This window comes from Rhizobium pisi (genome assembly GCF_003938655.1).
Taxonomy (GTDB): domain Bacteria; phylum Pseudomonadota; class Alphaproteobacteria; order Rhizobiales; family Rhizobiaceae; genus Rhizobium; species Rhizobium pisi.
In genome coordinates this window covers 1-18300 of the sequence record NZ_RJJT01000041.1, presented here as the reverse complement: position 1 = coordinate 18300, position 18300 = coordinate 1, and the positions used below count along the sequence as shown (strand labels likewise).

20 protein-coding genes and 3 pseudogenes are annotated in these 18300 nt (G+C 57.7%); 9 read left to right on the top strand and 14 right to left on the bottom strand.

The features are described 5' to 3' along the window. Window positions 1-104 precede the first annotated feature (104 nt). Together EFD55_RS32025 and EFD55_RS32020 are read left to right on the top strand one after the other, a co-directional pair. Window positions 105-560, top strand: coding sequence for a hypothetical protein (locus EFD55_RS32025; protein ID WP_125851005.1), 456 nt, complete (start codon window positions 105-107; stop codon window positions 558-560). A gap of 393 nt (window positions 561-953) precedes the next feature. Further along, entirely contained in the window at window positions 954-1199 is a 246-nt protein-coding gene (locus EFD55_RS32020; protein ID WP_245438356.1) for a hypothetical protein, read from the top strand. Window positions 1200-1355: 156 nt separating this feature from the next. Here EFD55_RS32020 and EFD55_RS32015 read toward each other — a convergent pair whose 3' ends face one another. Then, entirely contained in the window at window positions 1356-1610 is a 255-nt protein-coding gene (locus tag EFD55_RS32015) for a hypothetical protein (RefSeq protein ID WP_125851003.1), read from the bottom strand. A 165-nt stretch (window positions 1611-1775) separates the two neighbouring features. Between EFD55_RS32015 and EFD55_RS32010 the strand changes: the two genes are divergently transcribed. Beyond that, window positions 1776-2108 carry a hypothetical protein gene (locus EFD55_RS32010; RefSeq protein WP_125851001.1) on the top strand — a complete coding sequence of 111 codons (333 nt, stop codon included), beginning with the start codon at window positions 1776-1778 and terminating at the stop codon, window positions 2106-2108. A gap of 408 nt (window positions 2109-2516) precedes the next feature. On the opposite strand, the gene EFD55_RS32005 is transcribed toward EFD55_RS32010, so the two are convergent. After that, window positions 2517-2891 carry a thermonuclease family protein gene (locus tag EFD55_RS32005; protein WP_125850999.1) on the bottom strand — a complete coding sequence of 125 codons (375 nt, stop codon included), beginning with the start codon at window positions 2889-2891 and terminating at the stop codon, window positions 2517-2519. A 393-nt stretch (window positions 2892-3284) separates the two neighbouring features. Here EFD55_RS32005 and EFD55_RS32000 point away from each other — a divergent pair, with 393 nt between their 5' ends. Beyond that, window positions 3285-4367, top strand: a complete 1083-nt coding sequence (locus tag EFD55_RS32000; protein WP_125850997.1) for a MerR family transcriptional regulator — start codon at window positions 3285-3287, stop codon at window positions 4365-4367. A 319-nt stretch (window positions 4368-4686) separates the two neighbouring features. Here the strand turns inward: EFD55_RS32000 and EFD55_RS31995 are convergent, their stop codons facing one another. The 4 genes from EFD55_RS31995 to EFD55_RS31980 all read right to left on the bottom strand — a co-directional run bounded on the left by EFD55_RS31995 (window position 4687) and on the right by EFD55_RS31980 (window position 7097). Further along, a complete protein-coding gene (locus tag EFD55_RS31995; protein ID WP_125850995.1) occupies window positions 4687-4905 on the bottom strand; it encodes a hypothetical protein in 219 nt (72 codons plus the stop codon). Window positions 4906-5163: 258 nt separating this feature from the next. Further along, window positions 5164-5505: an NIPSNAP family protein gene (locus tag EFD55_RS31990; RefSeq protein WP_125850993.1), complete on the bottom strand. Its 342-nt coding sequence runs from the start codon at window positions 5503-5505 to the stop codon at window positions 5164-5166. A 736-nt stretch (window positions 5506-6241) separates the two neighbouring features. Then, a complete protein-coding gene (locus EFD55_RS31985; RefSeq protein ID WP_125850991.1) occupies window positions 6242-6436 on the bottom strand; it encodes a hypothetical protein in 195 nt (64 codons plus the stop codon). Window positions 6437-6527: 91 nt separating this feature from the next. Then, window positions 6528-7097, bottom strand: a complete 570-nt coding sequence (locus EFD55_RS31980) for a hypothetical protein (RefSeq protein ID WP_125850989.1) — start codon at window positions 7095-7097, stop codon at window positions 6528-6530. 291 nt (window positions 7098-7388) lie between these two features. Here EFD55_RS31980 and EFD55_RS31975 point away from each other — a divergent pair, with 291 nt between their 5' ends. Beyond that, the gene (locus EFD55_RS31975) at window positions 7389-7625 is read left to right on the top strand and encodes a DUF982 domain-containing protein (RefSeq protein WP_125850987.1); all 237 of its coding nucleotides are present in this window, start codon (window positions 7389-7391) and stop codon (window positions 7623-7625) included. A gap of 238 nt (window positions 7626-7863) precedes the next feature. Then, entirely contained in the window at window positions 7864-9750 is a 1887-nt protein-coding gene (gene htpG, locus EFD55_RS31970; RefSeq protein ID WP_125850985.1) for a molecular chaperone HtpG, read from the top strand. A gap of 109 nt (window positions 9751-9859) precedes the next feature. Here htpG and EFD55_RS31965 read toward each other — a convergent pair whose 3' ends face one another. Together EFD55_RS31965 and EFD55_RS31960 are read right to left on the bottom strand one after the other, a co-directional pair. Then, window positions 9860-10168 (bottom strand): hypothetical protein, encoded by a 309-nt coding sequence (locus EFD55_RS31965; protein WP_245438289.1) that lies wholly within the window; start codon window positions 10166-10168, stop codon window positions 9860-9862. A 266-nt stretch (window positions 10169-10434) separates the two neighbouring features. Then, window positions 10435-10551, bottom strand: a pseudogene (locus EFD55_RS31960) (SMP-30/gluconolactonase/LRE family protein); the annotation flags it as partial. A 497-nt stretch (window positions 10552-11048) separates the two neighbouring features. On the opposite strand from EFD55_RS31960, the gene EFD55_RS31950 reads away from it, so the two are divergent. The 3 genes and pseudogenes from EFD55_RS31950 to EFD55_RS34040 all read left to right on the top strand — a co-directional run. Continuing rightward, window positions 11049-12143 carry a nucleotidyltransferase family protein gene (locus EFD55_RS31950; protein ID WP_125850983.1) on the top strand — a complete coding sequence of 365 codons (1095 nt, stop codon included), beginning with the start codon at window positions 11049-11051 and terminating at the stop codon, window positions 12141-12143. A gap of 182 nt (window positions 12144-12325) precedes the next feature. Next, on the top strand, window positions 12326-13771 hold the full coding sequence (locus EFD55_RS31945) for an adenylate/guanylate cyclase domain-containing protein (RefSeq protein WP_125850981.1): 1446 nt from the start codon (window positions 12326-12328) through the stop codon (window positions 13769-13771). Window positions 13772-13864: 93 nt separating this feature from the next. Further along, window positions 13865-13942: pseudogene (locus EFD55_RS34040) on the top strand (sulfite exporter TauE/SafE family protein); the annotation flags it as partial. A 147-nt stretch (window positions 13943-14089) separates the two neighbouring features. On the opposite strand, the gene EFD55_RS31935 reads toward EFD55_RS34040, so the two are convergent. The 6 genes and pseudogenes from EFD55_RS31935 to EFD55_RS31910 form a co-directional block, all read right to left on the bottom strand. Then, the gene (locus EFD55_RS31935) at window positions 14090-15127 is read right to left on the bottom strand and encodes a Gfo/Idh/MocA family protein (RefSeq protein WP_125850979.1); all 1038 of its coding nucleotides are present in this window, start codon (window positions 15125-15127) and stop codon (window positions 14090-14092) included. Window positions 15128-15144: 17 nt separating this feature from the next. Continuing rightward, complete coding sequence (gene aroQ / locus EFD55_RS31930; protein ID WP_125850977.1) at window positions 15145-15594, bottom strand: type II 3-dehydroquinate dehydratase; 450 nt, start codon at window positions 15592-15594, stop codon at window positions 15145-15147. A gap of 28 nt (window positions 15595-15622) precedes the next feature. Beyond that, the gene (locus tag EFD55_RS31925; RefSeq protein WP_125850974.1) at window positions 15623-15991 is read right to left on the bottom strand and encodes a 5-carboxymethyl-2-hydroxymuconate Delta-isomerase; all 369 of its coding nucleotides are present in this window, start codon (window positions 15989-15991) and stop codon (window positions 15623-15625) included. A 25-nt stretch (window positions 15992-16016) separates the two neighbouring features. Further along, window positions 16017-16892, bottom strand: coding sequence for a shikimate dehydrogenase (locus EFD55_RS31920; RefSeq protein WP_125850972.1), 876 nt, complete (start codon window positions 16890-16892; stop codon window positions 16017-16019). 10 nt (window positions 16893-16902) lie between these two features. After that, on the bottom strand, window positions 16903-17625 hold the full coding sequence (locus EFD55_RS31915; RefSeq protein ID WP_125851029.1) for an amino acid ABC transporter ATP-binding protein: 723 nt from the start codon (window positions 17623-17625) through the stop codon (window positions 16903-16905). Between the two features lie 64 nt (window positions 17626-17689). After that, a pseudogene (locus EFD55_RS31910) lies at window positions 17690-18172 on the bottom strand (transporter substrate-binding domain-containing protein); the annotation flags it as partial. Window positions 18173-18300 lie beyond the last annotated feature (128 nt).

Sequence of the window (18300 nt, the reverse complement as noted above, 5' to 3'; positions counted from 1 at the left end):
TTCATTGAGCGGAAGCCCCAATGGGGCACTCTTTCGTCATCAGCGTCATAGCTCAGGCGGGAGAGAAGACTGAAACGTCAACATCATCGACCGAGGCCAATCACATGTCGCACAAATTGCTTCTCTCTGCTGCCGGCTCGTTGCTTGCCGCTTTCGTCATATCGTCGCCGGCGCATGCGTTGACGATGAAGGAATGCAGCACAAAGTATCAGGCTGCCAAGGCTGACGGTTCCGCCAAAGACATGAAGTGGAATGATTTCCGCGCCAAATTCTGTGGCGCGGATGCTGCCGCCGCGGATAAGGAAGACGAGGCGGACATCGCAAAAACAACCGAAAAGGAACCAGAAAAGCCGACGACAGCGGCGCCGAAGAGCGTCAAGTTCCCGAAGGCTATCGACAAGAAATACTCGAGCGAAGCGCCCGCTAAAGCCCGCCTTCATACTTGCGTCGACGCTTATCATGCCGCGAAGGATGCCGGCACGCTCGGTGATCTGAAGTGGATCCAGAAGGGCGGCGGATATTGGAGCCTCTGCAACTCCAGCATCAAGGCTGCTGGGTGAACGAAGCCTTCATTGGTTCAGAAGCGAGAAAGACCGCCTCCCCGGGCGATCTTTCTCGTTGAGGCCAATGCCAGCGAGAGGCTTCCAGCCCTTTGCGTGCTTCGTTTGCGATTTTTCCTCTCTTTTTGACGGCAGTGATCTGCGGATTAATGGCAGTGATAGTCGCCTCCTCCCTTGGCGTCTGTGCCTCTGCCAGCTTCTAAAGGGTTTCGCCTCGCCAAATAGGTTTCTTAACGTCTCGCATTCCGGCGAGGCGTCGGATCGGCCATTAACTAGACATCATCGATGAGAATCACAGGTCCAGCATAATGGGGAGCGTTCTCAGAAATATGTGCACGTCCTCGGCCCGTCTCGGTCAGGGGACGAGTACGGGCATCCCTTGCAAATTGCGCGATGGGCGGGGCCTCCATTGCGACCTTCCCGTGGTTTTGTCTAACTGTATTTTTCGGCCCGGATGAGGCCTACACGAATGATCACATCACCTACCATAACGGGATGATGACGTGGTGGGGATTGCTGGAAGCCGTCGAATTACTTGCAGAGATAGCTGTGTTCGGCATTGCTGCCGGGGGGCTGTTCTGGCTGGTAGCCGCCTCAGGCGTCAAAAGTCGTCCCGCTTTTGAAAAGGTGTTTGAATAGCGGCTCTCGATATCGCCCGATATCCTCGATTCGGTTGGCGGCATCTTCCAGCATAGTGGCAGTGTCTGGCTTGGTCATAATACGCCAAAACTCCTAGAAAACGTCACTGCTCGTGTTGTTTGCACCTTTGGAAAGTCCGCTCTTCGATGGGGGCGCCTAGTATTCATTCATTGCGTGTTCGAGGCAGGACTGAGCAGCGAGGAACATCGTGTATGGGCGTGTCGTTCTGAAGCCCTCGATTTCGCCGGAGAAAAATCCGGCTTTCATCACCGTCTTTTGATCGCTGGCCGAATCCGTCATCACGAAATCAAGGTACTCGTTCCAAGCGTAGTGTCCGCGGCTGGTCGGGAATTTGAATTTATACATCTCAGCCTTGTAGAAGCGGTCATCCTCGTTCTCCAGAAGAGCCAATACGCCTGCCAGAATTTGGCGCCGAAAAGCTGTCCGTTTTCGATCGGGAGCGCGCCGCCCTCGATCGCGCCAATGCGCGGGTGATCCGCTGCGCCGACCATATCCACGATTTCAACACCCGCCAGACCGGCGCTCAATCAATCCCGAACGTAGATGGGAAAAACAATGCCAGATGATATCTGTTGGCTGATCGGGGCCATGATCACCTTGTCGACGTTTGTCGGGGGGCTTGTCTTTGCGACCTTCAACAACGTCAAGACCCGGATCAATGCGGTGGATGAGCGACTATCCGGAAAAGTCGAAGCGGTCGATGACGTCCTGCATGACCGGCTGAACAGGATCCGGGACGAGTACGTCCGCCGTTCCGATCTCGACGGCCATATCCATCGGCTGGAATCCAGCATCAAGGACCTTCGCGAAGAGCACCGGGAGACGTCGAAGGAAACGACCCGACGTCTGGACGCCATCACCGCGTCACTGGCGAAAAACAATGCCTGAGTGTCGGGCCGCGCGGAGCGTCGCTTGGGAGCGGACGGGGAAATTGCCTCCGCACGACCCAACTCTGGAAAATGGTGGATCGCTAGGAGAAAGGCATTATGCGAACTGAAAGTACTGGCTTTCTCCCGCGATCCAATGAGCTAACTAGATTGTCGATCTGGGGTTCCCGGCGTGCCGAACAAAAAAGGCCCCGCCGAGACGGGGCAAGTTTGAGGGTGCTGTTGGAGACAGGACTCCTCCTCTGCGCGATCCGCTCCGAGCGCCGACGTCAATGCCAAAAAAAGCCCCACTACGGAGCGGGGCTAAGGTTGAGGTGGGTCGCTCAGCGAAGTGTAACGAATCTCCGCACGGCCCGAAGGTTTTACGGTCAACGAAGCATATTGTTCCCGTGCCTAGAGATTTTTTTGTTCAATCGCACCAGTCATTCCGATGCCCCGGGGTCCAGGTGCGCGCGAAGCCCTCCCGAAGCAGCTTCTTCCTAATCTCTTCCCCATTCGTTCGGTAGATGTTGATGAGCGGCCGGTGCGATGGCGTACCGTCGGCCGTGCCGCTGAACACGACGCGCAATCCCTTTTCAGCCAAAAGCTCTTTCAGCCTGCCCTTGGCGATCAGCGCCAACTTCCGTTCCTTGATGCATTTCGCGTGCGATCCAATCTCCGGCGTATCGATGCCCGAGACGAACGGAACACCTTCCCCCAGCAGTCGCATATTTTGCCCGTCGCATTTCACCGTGTCGCCGTCGACGACGGTCAAAGAGGCGCAGAAAATCAGTCCAGCTATCATTGAATGGTATTCCCAAGCTCATGGCGCATCTGATCGTAGCGCTGTTGATCGACGAGGCCGTCACCGACGTTCTCGACTCTCCCCCCTGCGAAGACGACATCTCAGACACTCAGGTCATTGTCGCTATGGAGGCTACATAGTCTCCTGAAGCATACGATCCTCTCTGCAGTATTGTCGGTGCGGACGATGAAGAAAATCTCTAAGCGATTTGCCACCGTCATGCGGCATATCTGCGATCCGCCGAGGCGACGCAAAAGTCAGGCCACCATATCCAGAATGCGATGTCGATCGGCGGTTACAGATTGATCCGACGCGAAAATCGCCCTCAAATTTCGCTTGAGCCGGACCCCACGTCATACCTTAGATGAGGTTCATGACTTTGTAGGAGGCTCTATGCGGAATGATATCAAGGAAGAAACGTGGCTGACCGCTGCGCAATGTGCCAAGCGCATTGGTCTCACGGTACGTGCACTCCGGCTATACGAGCAAACTGGCCTCATCCACCCTCGCAGGACGGAAAAGAATTGGCGGCTCTACGGAGCCAATGAAATCGCCCGGCTGAACGAGATTCTGACGTTGAAGCGACTGGGCCTCCGCCTGCATCACATCGCCCGGCTGTTGGCGGGGCAAGCGGCCGATCTCGATCGCATGCTTTCCATGCAGAACCTCACTCTACAGGAACAGCTCGGGCGCACCCAGCGCAGTCTCGCCATTGTTGAAGCCCTGAGGGCGAAGGTTGCCGCAGGAGGTCTACTTTCGATCGAAGAACTCCTGAAACTCGCAAAGGATACGAATATGACCGACACCTCATCCGATACCATCGCATGGCGTCGCTACGAGCAGGCAAGGCCCCGGACAGAGCAGAAGATCGATCTTGCTCTCTATGCCGACTATAACGGCTACTACCTTCTCGATACGCTTGCCTATGTTATCACCCTGAGAGATGGACGGCTTTTTTCGCGCCTGACAGGCCAGGCGGAGCTTGAAATTTTTCCCGAAGACGTTGACCGTTTCTTCTACAAGGCGGTCCAGGCGCAGCTCACCTTAACTCGCAACGAAAGCGGTGCCGTATCCGGTCTCGTGCTACACCAGAACGGCTATGAACAGGCCGCACCCCGTGTCGAGGAGAACGTCGTGACTGCGCTGGAAGAAGCGCTTGCGAAGCGGATCAAGGACAAGCGCCCGGTGGAAAACAGCAAGGCTTTGCTGCAAGAGATCATAGACCAACACCAGCGCGACGAACCCGATTATGAGCAGATGATGCCCCCTCTCGCCACCGCCGCGCGCGAGCAATCTGCAATGATTCAAGCCGATCTGGAGCGCATGGGACCGCTCAAAGACATGTCCTTCAAGGGCGTAACGGATTGCGGCTGGGACGTCTACGACGTCTGCTTCGAGAAGGGCCGCCTGGAATGGAGTTTTGCGCTGGCGGCGGACGGCAGATTTAGCGGCATCTTCATTCGCCCGTCTCTTTGACTGTTGCCCCGATCAGACGCAAAATCTTACTATTGCAGGGGATTTTCGCGACAGCTTTACAGATTAAGGGACAGCGCCATCCCCGCTTCAGAGCTCTTAAGTTAGCGCCTATGGGGCTGTTGCCCCAGCTTCCCCATTCCGTGCAACCTCCCTGTTCGCAATAATGGCACGGCGCCGGCATTGCGCAGCCGCAGTGACCGCGCGGCGTAGCATGATCTAAAGATCCGCTCGCGAGATATCAGCGATCCGGTCGGTGGCGTCTTCGAGGAGGGTGGCGGTGCCGGACTTGGTCGTTTGCACTCCTGGAGTCCCTGGATGGCTAAATGTCATCGTCAGTGTCACCAGTCGGATTTGACTGCATTATCGCAGCAACAAATAACTCGACTGACTCCAGGCCGGATGCTGGCGGTCGGATCACATAGAGGTGCCCCATTGTCCGCACGTCAATCCCCATAAGCAGGGCGGTTGCCTCAACCTCCTCGGGTGTTCGCTTAACCTCCTTCATTTCAATGAAGAACATGCCTGCAATAGAAAACATCCCGAGCCCTCCATGTGATGGTGAGCGGACGAACTGCGCCGCGTCGGTCCCCGGGCCAACGGCAACTGCCGACGTAGCATTACGTCATGGCGATATTCGAATGTCGAGGGGAGGGCATCCTCTACAAAGGAGGGTGAGTCATGCACCTTTCTGTTGACTCGCAGCGCCAGAGATTAAAAAAATTCTCTGGTTCAATGGGTCCACGCCAAAACACATCTGAAACGCTTCTCAATCAATTTCCAGCGGAGTTTCTGGCCGTTATTCTGACGGTTTGGAGAAGCCGCGGTAGAAGCGTGTCGGCTGCAGCAGCGAACTGACGATGTTGGCCACGATCGGCCCATCCGCCTCGCTCTTCGCCTTCGCTTCCTTCCACTCCCGATCGGCGATGAACTCGGACCATTTCTGCTCGCGCTCCGCCAGCGACCGCCATTCGAGCAGGTAGGTCAGATCGTTGCTGGAAGAACCGATCATCGTCGTCCAGAAGCCGAGTGAGCGGATGCCGAGACGTTCCCAGATCGCCAGGGTCGCGATCTCGAAACGCTGTTGCAGTGCCGGCAGCCTCTCCGGCAGACATGTATAGATGCGCAATTCGTGGATCATCGGATGCTCCTTATGCTGAATGCCTTTGGAGCGTCTCAATCCGCTCTCGGAAATGAGGGGCAGCTTATAAAATTCCATAAGGTAATCAATAGTCCCGCGAGGCCCCTCAAACCAAAGCATTTTCATTGAATTTACAGCATAATTTCAGACTTCTGGCATTCCTGCGGGGGTGACCAGCCCGAAGCGATATGTGGATCAAGCCGCCCCATCCACTTCGCCGTCTTCATTCACGGCGTGCACAGACAGATAGGTGTTCTTCTCCACCCCACAGCTGTGGCTGGCGCATGAGTTGGTGGTGCATACCTATCCGATACCAGACGGCTAAGCCATTTCGTACGACTGCAATACCCCTGTTCCCTACGAGGGCTGTTGGCTCAAAGCGCCGCGACCTCGCAAGCCACAGTTCATCTCCTGGCAGCATTCGCGCGAGGAGAGTCTTCAGTTCCTCCTCAGGGGAAGGCATGCCGTCCCGAAATTCGGCGGGCAGCGTTTCAATGCCACCCGTGAGGGCAATGAGCCACTCGCGATATCTTTGCGGGGTGGTTCGCTCTAATAGTACAACTTCATCTCCAGCAACTCGGCGGTCAATCTTGACTGGCATTCTTCTTCCCGACGTTAATGAACTGTGCGGCCAATCTCTGTATTCAGAAGCGATAGCACGCGTGCCGCGCGGAATCATCTCCCTTGCGAAGTCCCCGACCCGCGCCGCCAGGAGCGGCATCAATCCGAAGTCTGACTAATCTTCGTATTCCAGCTCGGAGATTTCATCGGTCAAGGTGGCTACGTGCTCGCTGAGAACCTCAGCAACATTGTCGAGCAGCTGGGCCAATTCGGGGTCGCTCTCGAAAAGCTGTGCCTGCTTGGCTTTCAACTTCCCGATATAGAAATTGTGGATATGCAGTGAACCGGTCATCTGCGCGAGACTTGGCATGCTGATTCTCCATCTAGAAGTTTAGGTGGTTGCCAAAGCATAGCGCGGGGCAGGCCGTTCCATCAACGCAGCTCGATTCGCTGCAACTCCACTATCTACTTGGAAAAGTGGTCGCGTAAAATTTGAGAAATGCCCGAAAAAGCAAGGCAAGTATTCCAATTAACACGAGCGCTCCAAAGGAAATCCCTAAGTACAACCCTGCAAACACATGGTCTTTTCTCCCTAGCGCCCACTCATAAGCAAAGCACTTCCCAATAGTGCAGCGACCAGAGCCGGGAACTATCCAGAGGAATACAACATTAAATATAATGTACCCAGACACTAAAATAACAAAAATCTTTAGAGGCCCCGGATATTTTTCGCTGGACGTTTCAAGGTTTGCAACCGGTGTCAGGCGAAAGCCACTGGCATGCATCACAATAAACCAGCATAGGCTTGAGATTATCTGACTGCCTATTAGAAGAATAGTAATGTTCTGATTTAAGAGAATTAACTGACACCCGGTTGCAGTCAGGCCGCTCGGAAGAAGTAATGCACCTAAAAATGCTTCGCCGCTAGTCCACGTTTTCTGGGCTATAGCTATACCGCAAGCATAGGCAGCCCAAACTGTTACTACAATTGGAAGTGGGCCAATGACCCACGGCAAAGTCAAATAAGACATTTATCCCCCAAGGCTATGCAGGCCCATTTTTCAAACGGGACTTGCAGCTTTCGCCTTCAGCTACCAGTGCTAGGATCACGCACCGATGTCAATGAGGTTCCCGATTGCCACTTTTGGGCGGGTCTAATACCGGGCCTGGACGCATGACGGGAAGCTGCGTCACGCGTCCCATAAGGGACTGCGGGAAGAGGGCGACCACGCGGCGGTGTCCGAAATCACCTAGAATCGTCTTGACTTTGATTGGAACGACCCGCGAAGTGATTCGTTGAATCGCGTGTTCGGGGATATGTCTTGAGTAAGCGAACTTTCAAGCCAGTCAAGATTACGATCAAAGGGAAGACCAAAACGGTCTACACCGTGCTGCAGGCCGGCAATGCACTGCTCAATGATTGGCCCGAACAAACGCCAGCGGCCAGGGCGGCCGAACTCCTCGTCCTCGACGCTTTCAATGACATCTCTGACGCGGAACATGTTCGCCGCGCATTCATTGCCGCAGCTAAAGCGAGCGACATCAAATTCAGTTCGTGATGCCGGCTCCCACGCCGTCCCATCAACCTCGCTATGTTCCTCGAGTTCCTGCACCGGCAGATAGGTGTTCGTCTCCATAAGACCCCACAGCTGTGGCTGGGGCATGAGTTAGTGGTGAAAATGGCAACTGCGCGACGGTATATTTCGGCCGCGACCACCTGTTTTCGGATCTTGAATTTTGAGCCTGGTTTCGCCAATTGATTGGCGCAAGTTGCATTCCTTTGGAGAATCCGAGCACATGACGACAACTGTCGAACAGACCGCTGAAAACCACGTCTTTGAGGCCGATGTTGCCCGCCTTTTGCACATGATGGTCCACTCCGTCTACTCGGACAAGGGCGTTTTCCTCCGCGAATTGATTTCGAATGGCGCCGATGCCTGCGAGAAGCTGCGCTATGAGGCGATCGAGACGCCGTCGCTGCTGGCGGCCGATCCCGAGAGCCGCATCACGCTGCGGCTTGACGAAGAGCGCCGGCAGCTTGTCGTGGAGGACAACGGCATCGGGATGCGGCGTGACGAGATGATTGAGGCGCTCGGTACGATCGCGAGGTCGGGGACGCGGGCGTTCATGGAGCGGATTGCAGAGAACAAGGCCGCTGAAGGCGCACAATTGATCGGGCAATTCGGCGTTGGCTTCTATTCCTGCTTTATGGTCGCCGAACATGTCGATGTGATTTCCCGTCGCGCCGGCTCAGAGGAAGCCTGGAAATGGTCCTCGGACGGGAAGGGAAGCTATAGCGTCGAGGCGGCAAACCTCGTCGAAGCGCCACCCCGCGGTACGCGCATCGTCCTGCATCTGATGGAAGATGCCAAGACATACACCTCAAGGTGGACCGTCGAACGAATCGTCAAAGAACAATCCGGTCACGTCCCGGTCGCGATCCGTATTGTCGACAAACCCGATGGCGAGCCGGTCCAGATTACGGACGGGACTGCGCTGTGGACCAAATCGAAGAGCGAAGTCAGCAAGGAAGACTATACCGACTTCTACCGCGGCCTATCTGGGCAATACGACGAACCGGCCCTGACTGTGCACTTTCGTGCCGAGGGGCGGCACGAATACACAGCCCTGGCGTTTGTACCGGGAACGCAGCCGTTCGACATGTTTGATCCGGAACGCAAAGGAAGGATGAAGCTTTACGTCAAGCGGGTCTTCATCACCGACGATGCGGAACTGATGCCCAGATATCTGCGCTTCGTCCGAGGGCTGATCGACACGGCTGATCTGCCGCTCAACGTTTCTCGCGAGATGATCCAGGAGAGTCCCATCCTGGCGGCAATCCGCAAGGGTGTCACCAACAGGGTTATCACAGCGGTCGAGAAACTGGCTGACGGCGAGCCGGAGACCTATCTCAAGTTCTGGGAGAATTTCGGGCCCGTCTTGAAGGAGGGCATTTACGAGGATTACGAGCGGCGTGCACAATTGATGGCGCTTGCACGATTTCACACGTCGGCATCGCCGGAAGGGCACCGTTCACTTGCCGAATACGTCAAAGACGCCAAGGAAGGCCAGGATGCCATCTACTATCTTGCGGGTGGCAGCCTGGACCAACTGAAGGCGTCGCCCCAGCTCGAAGGTTTCCGGGCGCGTGGCATCGAAGTGCTGCTGCTAACCGACTCGGTCGACAGCTTCTGGGTGGTGAACGCGCCGGAATTCGAAGGAAAGGCGTTCAAATCGATCACGCAGGGAACTGCGGATCTGGCGCAATTTCCAAGGCTCGACAATCAAACGCCGCCCGAACAGGACAGCGCCGGTTTGGCGACATTTATTGGCTTCGCAAGAGAAAAACTGGCCGGTCAAGTCGCCGATGTTCGGGCATCCGACCGCTTGACGGAGAGCGCGGTCTGCCTGGTTGCGCCGGAGGACGGCTATGACAGGCAGATGGAAAAGATCCTGCAAAACGCAGGTCGTCTCCAGGGAGCCACCAAACCGATCCTCGAAATCAACCTGGCACATCCCGTGATTAAAGCCATTGCGGCCGTCGAGGACGATGCGTCTTATCAAGAGGACGCAACGTTCCTGTTGCTCGACCAAGCGCGTATTCTCGACGGCGAACGGCCACAAGATCCCCGAAAATTCGCGCAACGGCTGGCGAGGGTTTTCGAGAGGTCAGTTCGGTCGTAGGGTTAGCCTGTTCACGCTTTGCTTACCGACATGGCGATCGTGCGGGGTCAGCTCAAACCCGCTCGGCGCCATGTCAGAAGCCGAGCCTTCCCGGCCCCATGGCCAAGGGTTACATCAGCTTGCTGTCGCGGCCCTCGCGGCCGGGACAATGCCCATCGTCACCGGCTGGCTGGGGTTCCATGGCTGCGAGGAGTTCCGTCAATGCTCCAAAGTGCTCCCGCGCCGTCCTCAGTACATCAGCGCCGGCAATAGGAAGATCGATGACGGCTTCGAGCGCACGAACGACACGGCGGGCAGCTCGGCGGATTTCATGAGAAGACATATCGGATTTCAGGATCTCCGTCGCCAGGATGAATTTGGCGCGGTAGCTCGTCGCGTTCCGGGAGGAGAGCTGCCATTGGCGGTAAATCTGTTCCATGGCGTCTTAACGCGTCAGCTGCCGAAAACGTCGCCCATCATCTGCAAACACAGTGAATCGCATTTTAACTAAAACTTAAGCGTAAGTTAGCTGGGTCTTATTAAACTGTTGCGCTTGGGGCCGGCGCTCGCATTTTTTCAGTGCCTGCCAATAGCCAGAGAGGGAGACGGCCGCCGCGGCACGCCTCGATGAGAATCCCGTCACACAGGAAGTCGGGAGGTGCCGTGTCCGCCGGACTGCCCCGATATAGGCGCCAGTTCGCCAGCCTACGGCGTCTGGGCGCCGGTTGCTGCGACGTAGACCGAATAAAGTGAGCGGGTGGCGGCGATGAAGAGGCGGTTGCGTTTCGGCCCGCCGAAGGCGAGGTTTGCAACGGTGTTCGGTTCAAGCGGCTGCATCGTGGTGTGGTACCGACCGACGAAGGCAGTAGCTTTACAATGGCGTCACCCGCGCATTCCTGGAGATCGGCAATGCGGCGAAACGTGTCTCGCGGCGCGGCAGGCGAGACATTCTGGCCATCCAATCCTACTCGACATTCTCGCAACGCTGGCTCCTCCCGCGCCTGACGCAATTTCACGATGCTTTTCCTCGGATGGAGGTGCGTCTGTGTTCTTCGATCGCTCAGGTTTTTCTGTAAGTCATGCTTCCCTGCCGAGAAATGCCCGAAGGAGGTCTGGACCGAGGAGAAAGCGGGTTGCGATGCGGAGCCATTCCGGCTGCCGCTATTGAGCGCGTTGTAACGGTTGCGCAAAGACGTTACAACGGAGGCTACTCCGGCTCGATCTGTCTCCGGACGGCCCCTACGACATCCCACCTTGTTCCCTATCTCCTCGCCGGTTATACTGTTTTTGAAAAACAGTATAACGCCGGAGTCGAGCCGATGAAATCCATCGACCTCATGTACCAGACGATGCTCGCCGAGCTGGGCCAACGCTCGCTCGACGCCGCTTGGACGGCCGACTTTCCTCCGGAAGGCCGGTTCACCCCGGCGAACGTAAAGGGCCGGAAGTACTGGTACTTTGACATCCCAGATGGACATGGGGGTACGACACGTCGCTACGTCGGCCCTGCGGACGATCCGGCTATCGCGCAGCGCGTCGCCGACCACAAGCGCGACAAGGATGACATCCGCGCCCGGAGGAGGATGGTCAACAGTCTCACCCGCGAGGGCGGGATGATCGCACCCGATGCCATGTCCGGAGACATCGTCGAGGCATTGGCGACCGCTGGCCTTTTCCGGCTCCGGGGTGTCCTCATCGGCACGGTAGCGTTCCAGTGCTATTCCGGGCTGCTTGGCGTTCGCCTGCCCATGGCTGCGATCCTGACCGGCGATGCAGATATTGCCCAGGACTACGCCATCAGCCGCGAAGTCGAAGACAGCCTGCCTCCCATCGTCGATCTCCTACAGGGAGTCGACCCTTCCTTCCGCCCGGTTCCTCATCGATCGGGAGCAGCGGCCTCGTCGGCATTTCAGAACGCCGACGGCTATCGGGTGGAGTTCCTGACGTCGAATCGCGGATCGGACGACGACATCGACCAGCCCGCGAAGATGCCCGCTCTCGGCGGTGCCAGCGCCGATCCGCTGCGCTTCCTCGACTTCCTTATCAGGGAGCCGGTTCGAACCATGCTGCTCCATCGCAGCGGTGTCCCGGTCGTTGTCCCTGATCCGTCCCGATACGCGATCCACAAACTCATAGTCGCCAGCCGCCGGCACACCGACGGGCAGGGGCCAGCGAAGCGTGAGAAAGACGTCCGCCAAGCTGCGCTGCTCTTCGAAGCACTGCAGCAGACCCGGCGAACATCCGACCTGGCATTCGCCTACAACGAGGCGTGGGAACGCGGTCCTGCATGGCGAGAAGGCATTAGGGCAGGGGCAGGGATGATGTCGCCCGAGGATATTGGGTGGTTTTCCGCCGCGCTCGTCGAAGGCGCGAAGAGGAACCGAGAAGAGATCGAACTTCCATTCGGGGACTAGGGTAGGGACTGTCTTCGGACATGCCTGCAGACGAAGAAGCGGATGCCTTCCATAGGCCGCGGCTTGTTTCAAGAGTTTGGATAAAGTAGCATTAAAAGAGAGTGTAGCAGAGATGAATGCCTGGGATTAGACCGGCGGAAGGTGTTAGCGACGTCGCCGCACCAACGGGTGGGTTGGATACCATGAACGGTATCGATGATGGCCTTCTCGAACGAAAGATGACCGAGATCGAGAAAGCTCGATCCTGGAGCCCGCGTGTGGTTTCCAAGTTTGGGGCGTTGATCCGCAGCAGCGAGGAATTGTCGCTCTACCGGGTCAACCCGCTCGCCTTTGCCCGTGACCGCGCGATCGGCGAAGGCGAGTGCATTGACCTTTTCCTGCATGCAGCGCGTTGTGGTCTTTTCGAGATGCATTGGGACGTACTCTGCCCGCAGTCCGGGATGGTGTTGGACAGTTTCGGTTCGCTGCGCACGCTAAAAACGCATTATGTTTGCGGCCTCTGCGACGTATCGGGCGAAACCGATCTCGACGATTTTATTGAGGTGACGTTTTCCGCCTCGCCCAACCTCCGCCGTCTTTCGTTTCACGATCCGGGCTCTCTGTCGGTTGAGGACTTTCATTGGAAGCTGCGGTTTGCCGGCGATGGCAAACTGCCAGGCCAGTCGGTGCGGTTTGTCGATATGCTGCGCGGCTTTGTACGCGGCCTCTCCTATTTGCCAACCGGCGCGACGGTCAGACTGCCGGTCGAGTTAGGGCCTGGCGTTTTGGCCGGGGTCAACGTTCAGACGCAGGCTGCCTTCATGGTCGGGATCGCCGGTGAGCCGGGGCCGGAACCCGCGGTGTTGCGGATTCGATATGACGGACATCGCTTCGCCCCCGACCAAGCCATCGTGTCGCCTGGCCGCTGTGTTGTGGAAGTCGACAATAGCGGAGCCGTTCGCGGCTCGCTGATGCTGATCAACTGGCCGCCCGAGATCGTGGCGCTGCCGAGCAAACCAGCGCTGGAATTCGAGCCATATATTTCCGGTGGAATGTTGATCGCGCGGCAAACTTTCCGGCGACTGTTCCGCTCGGAGCGTGTCGATGAACGCGAGGGGCTTGGCATCCGTCAGGTCACATTCTTGTTCACTGACCTAAAGGGTTCCACCGCACTCTACGAAAAACTTGGCGATCTCAACGCCTATGCCTTGGTCAGAGAGCATTTCGCCTTGCTGGAATTGACGGCGCAGCAACATGGTGGCGCCGTCGTCAAGACGATCGGTGACGCTGTAATGGCGGCGTTCTCCCGGCCGGCGGATGCGGTTGAGGCGGCGCTCAGGATCCTGGACGAAATCGAGCGCTTCAATAGCGAGCATGGCGAGCCAGGTATCATCCTGAAGATTGGTGCCCATTGCGGCGCTTCGATCGCCGTTACGCTGAACGAAAATCTTGATTATTTTGGCCAGACGGTGAATGTCGCGGCACGCGTGCAGTCTCTGGCCGATGCCGGGGAAATTTGCATCTCTGAGGCGCTCTATATGGCACCAGGAGTCCGGCAGCTTTTGTCGGGACAGACAATCATGGAGTTCGAAGCTCCGCTCCGGGGCGTCGAAGGCAACGCGTCTGTCTATCGGATCGCTCGTGGCTGATAGAGTATCGGATCACGCCGCTCGCCCCCTATGTGACTAAGACACGATCTTGAGCGATACGCTTCTGATTTCCGCGGCTTGTTAGGAGGCAGCATGAATGCGCTGGCGGGCGGCGGGTCGTTCGTATCCCTGCCTGCGCTGATATCGGTCGGAGTGCCGTCGGTTGCCGCGGGCCGGCGGTTCGATCCCCTTCAAGGCGAGCATTTCCCTGCCGATCAGCTACAACTCGGAGAGTCCTTCACGGCTATTCCGTGGATCCGGCAGCAAGCTGCCGATCGTCTTCACAGTGCTTCAACACCCCGGCGTGTTGGTTTGTTTCTATCCCAGCACTATGCGCTCGCCACCGGCTGCGGATTGTTTGACGGCCAAAATGACCTTCAATGTGTTCAGCCCTTCGCGCCCGCTGACCAACGGCGCTTCTTCATCACGGATCACCTTGCAGAACTGCCGGATCTGTAGCACCAGCGGGTCTTCGTCCTGAACGGCGACGCGACGCTTTTCGAACGGCTCCCACCAGCTGCGTTTTATGCCGTTCTTCCATACGTCGAGCGACGGGATCGTCAGGGATCCGTGCGTCCCGCCAATCAAGTAGCATGCCTCTTCCGTTTTCGGGTAAGCTTGGTTTTCGCCCGCCGTCATCTCCCAGCTCCAGGGAGCGACGACGGAGTCCGAAACGGACGCTGTGGCAAGAAGACCGCTTGCGAATTCCATCAAGATCACCGAGGTCTCCTCGACGACATTGCCGCGAACGGCGCTGGATTCGCGTGCCTGGACGGCGACGATGTCGCCGAAAAGGTAGCGCAGATTGTCGACGTCGTGGATCAGGTTGAGGAAGACTGGGCCGGCTCCAGCCTGGCGCCGCCAGTCAATATCGAAATAGTCGTCCGGCTTGAACAGCCAGAACATCGCATTGGCTACGAGAATGCGGCCAAGCTCGCCACTGTCGATGATCTCTTTGGCCTTCTGGATCATCGGATTGTGGCGGCGATGGTGGCCGACCAGAAGCGGCACGCCAGCGGCTTCCGCGGCGCCGATCAGCTTTTCACCGGCCGCGATATCGCCAGCAATCGGCTTTTCGATCAGCGCCGGCACCCCGGCGGCAACGGCTTCGAGACCGTTGGCGACATGGACTTGGTTGGGCGTCGCGACGATGATGCCGTCGGGACGATCCGTCTCGATCATTGCCGCAAAGCTCGGGAACCATTTAGCGCCGGATTCCCGCGCGATCTGCTGCCCGAGCGGCATCGGATCGACGACGGCCAGAAGTTCCGCCTGCGGCTCGGCAAGTACGTGCTTGATGTGTCGCTTGCCGATCAGGCCGGCGCCGAGCACCGCAAGCCTTACTTTCCGTTCCATGCCGAGCCCCTTCTGCGTCACTTCTTCTCGGCCGACATGATCAGGCTTGCCACCCGGCGGATCGCTAGCTGATAGCCTTCGGTGCCAAGACCGGCGATCACGCCATCGGCGCGGTGCGAGACGAAGGAGTGATGGCGGAAGGCTTCGCGCTTGTGGACATTGGAGATATGCACCTCGATGACCGGCTGCTCGAAGGTATTCAGCGCATCGAGAATCGCAACAGAGGTGTGGGTGAAGGCGGCCGGGTTGATGACGATGCCGGCGCCGTCCTCGCGCGCTTCGTGGATCCAATCGATGATCTCGTATTCGCGGTTGCTCTGGTGAAAGCGGATGTCGTGGCCGAGTTCAGAGGCGAGCCGGCGGCAATCGGCTTCGACATCGGCGAGCGTCTCGTGGCCGTAGATATGTGGCTGGCGCTTGCCGAGCAGATTAAGGTTGGGGCCATTGAGGACGTAGATCAGGCTCATTCTTCTTCCTTTCGAATTGCCGGAATGGTCACGGCAGCGTTGTCTCGTGGATCGCAAAATCGGGATCCGACTGGATGAGATCGGCACGCAGGGCGCAGCGTCCCTCGTCAAGTGCCGGACGTGCGACGCCTTCGGCTGCGTCATAGACCGTCTGCAATATTGCCCGTTTTTCGTCCGGCGTACGTCCGGGCGCGATCCGCAAGATGATCTGTACGAACTGATTGGCAGGATGCTCATCGGCGACCAGCGAATGCGTGGCCTCGCGCGCAAAAGTGCGCACGGCATTCGGCTTGACGGCGCCGCTGTCTCGCACGCTGCGATGAACGGCCTTTACCAGCCCCGGTATGTCGATGCGACTTCCGGCTCCCTCGCTGTATTCGATGACGATATGGGGCATCGCTTTCTTCCTTCGCCAGCCTGGATCAGGAGACTTTGCACAGTTCGGTAAAATGGGCGCTCATGCGTTCGGCGTCGGGTTCGATACCGCTGAAGAGCTTGAACGCGGCCGCCGCCTGAAACACCGTCATCCCGCCACCCGGCAAGGTGCGGCAGCCAAGACGGGTTGCAAGCGCCAGAAGCTCGGTCTTGAGCGGCATGTAGACGATGTCGGCGACCCAATGGCGGGGTTCAAGCCAACTCTCTTCGATCGGCAGACCCGGATGGTTTTTCATGCCCGTCGGCGTCGCATGGATGAGGCCGTCGGCGCTCCGCATCGCCTTGCCGACATCAGTGATCGCAAAAGCCCGTTCAGCGGAAAACCGGCTGTTCAGATCCTCCGCCAGACGGTCCGCACGGGAAACGTCCTGATCGAAAATCGCAAGACGCTCGATGCCGAGTTTCATTGTGGCATGTGCGACCGCGACACCGGCTCCGCCGGCACCCAAAAGGACAGCCCGATGCCGCGGGACGTCAGGAAGTCCGCGCCGAAAGTTTTCGTAGAAACCGTACCAGTCCGTGTTGTGACCGGTCCGTCTTCCATCCTTAAACACGACCGTGTTGACGGCGCCCAGCATGCGGGCGTCCTCGGAGAGATCCGTCAGATGCGGAATCACCGTCTGCTTGCAGGGATGGGTGATGTTGCTGCCGGCAAAGCCACGCGCTTCCTCCTCTGCCAGAAGATCGGGTAGGGCTGTGGCCGGAAGGCCGCGCTCCGCAAGGTCGAGGAGTTCATAGCGATAGTCGAGCCCCTGGAGCGCGCCTTCGCGCTCATGCAGGGCCGGGGACTTCGACATCTGGATATCGGCGCCGATCAGTCCCACCAACACAGCGCGCTTCGTCGTTTCGCTTGAAACTGTCATGTGCTTCGCCTCAGTGATGAGCCAATATTTCGCCGAGGAAGGCCTGGGTGCGCGGATGCGACGGATTGCGGAAGAAAGTTTCCGGCGGTGCCTCTTCTATGATCTCGCCGGAGGACATGAAGATCACGCGGTCGGCCACCTGCCGGGCAAAGCCCATTTCATGGGTGACGCAGATCATCGTCATGCCGTCCCTGGCCAGACCGATCATCGTGTCGAGGACTTCCTTGACCATCTCAGGATCGAGCGCACTGGTCGGCTCGTCGAACAGCATGGCCTTCGGCTCCATGCAGAGCGCCCGTGCAATCGCAACGCGCTGCTGCTGTCCGCCGGAAAGTTGGGCGGGGTACTTGTCGGCTTGATCGAGAATACGGACGCGTTCGAGATATTTGCGGGCGATTTTCTCGGCATCCGCCTTGCTTGTCCCGCGCACCCGCATCGGCGCGAGCGTGCAGTTTTCAAGGATGGTCATATGTGGAAAGAGGTTGAAGCTCTGGAACACCATGCCGACCTCGCGCCGAACTGCGTCGATCGACTTGCCGCTGTCATCCAGCTTTTTCCCCTCGACCATGATCGTGCCTTTCTCGATTTTCTCGAGCGCATTGATGCAACGGATCAGCGTGGACTTGCCGGATCCGGACGGTCCGCAAAGGACGATCTTCTCGCCTTTGCGGACGGTCAAGTTGATGTTCTTCAGCGCATGGAATGCGCCGTACCATTTATCCACTGCTTCCATGGAGAGAAGCGGGCTTTGAGTGTCAGCGGCGTGCGGCACGGCGATCTCCTGCGTAGAACATGTATCAGTTGATGGTGAAGGGGATGTTTGGGATGGATTCGGGGAACTTCGGAACCTCCACCTTCATCCACTTGGCATAGACTTTGGCGTGCTCGCCGTTCGCCATGATCTTGTCGAGGAAGGCGTTGACGGTCTCATTCCAGTCCTTCTCGCCGAGTCGTGTTCCGACGCCATTGAATGTCGTGAGGAAATCGATCTTGCGTTCATAGGTACCGGCGCTGGCTGCTTCCAGACGGTCGAGGTAGAACTGATTGCCGCCGACCGCCTGCACCTGTCCGGAAAGCAGCGCCTGGATGGAGGCGGCATCATCGTCGAAGCGCCGGACGGTCGCCGTGTCGCCGACAGCTGCGGTCACCGCCTTATCCTGCGAGCTTGACTTTGGAACGCCGATCTCCAGGCCTGCGAGATCGCCGATTTCGGCCATCTTCTTGTCCTTCGGTCCGTAAAGCGAAATTGTGTTACCAGCGTACGGCTTGCTATATTGGATCGGTAGTCCTCCCCGCGAATAAGGGGCTTCAAAAGTAGAATTTTCTCGGCAAGATGCTCGAGGAGATTTTGATGAAGAAGAGCCGATTTACCGAAGCCCAAATCAAGGCTGTGTTGCGCCAGGCGGAA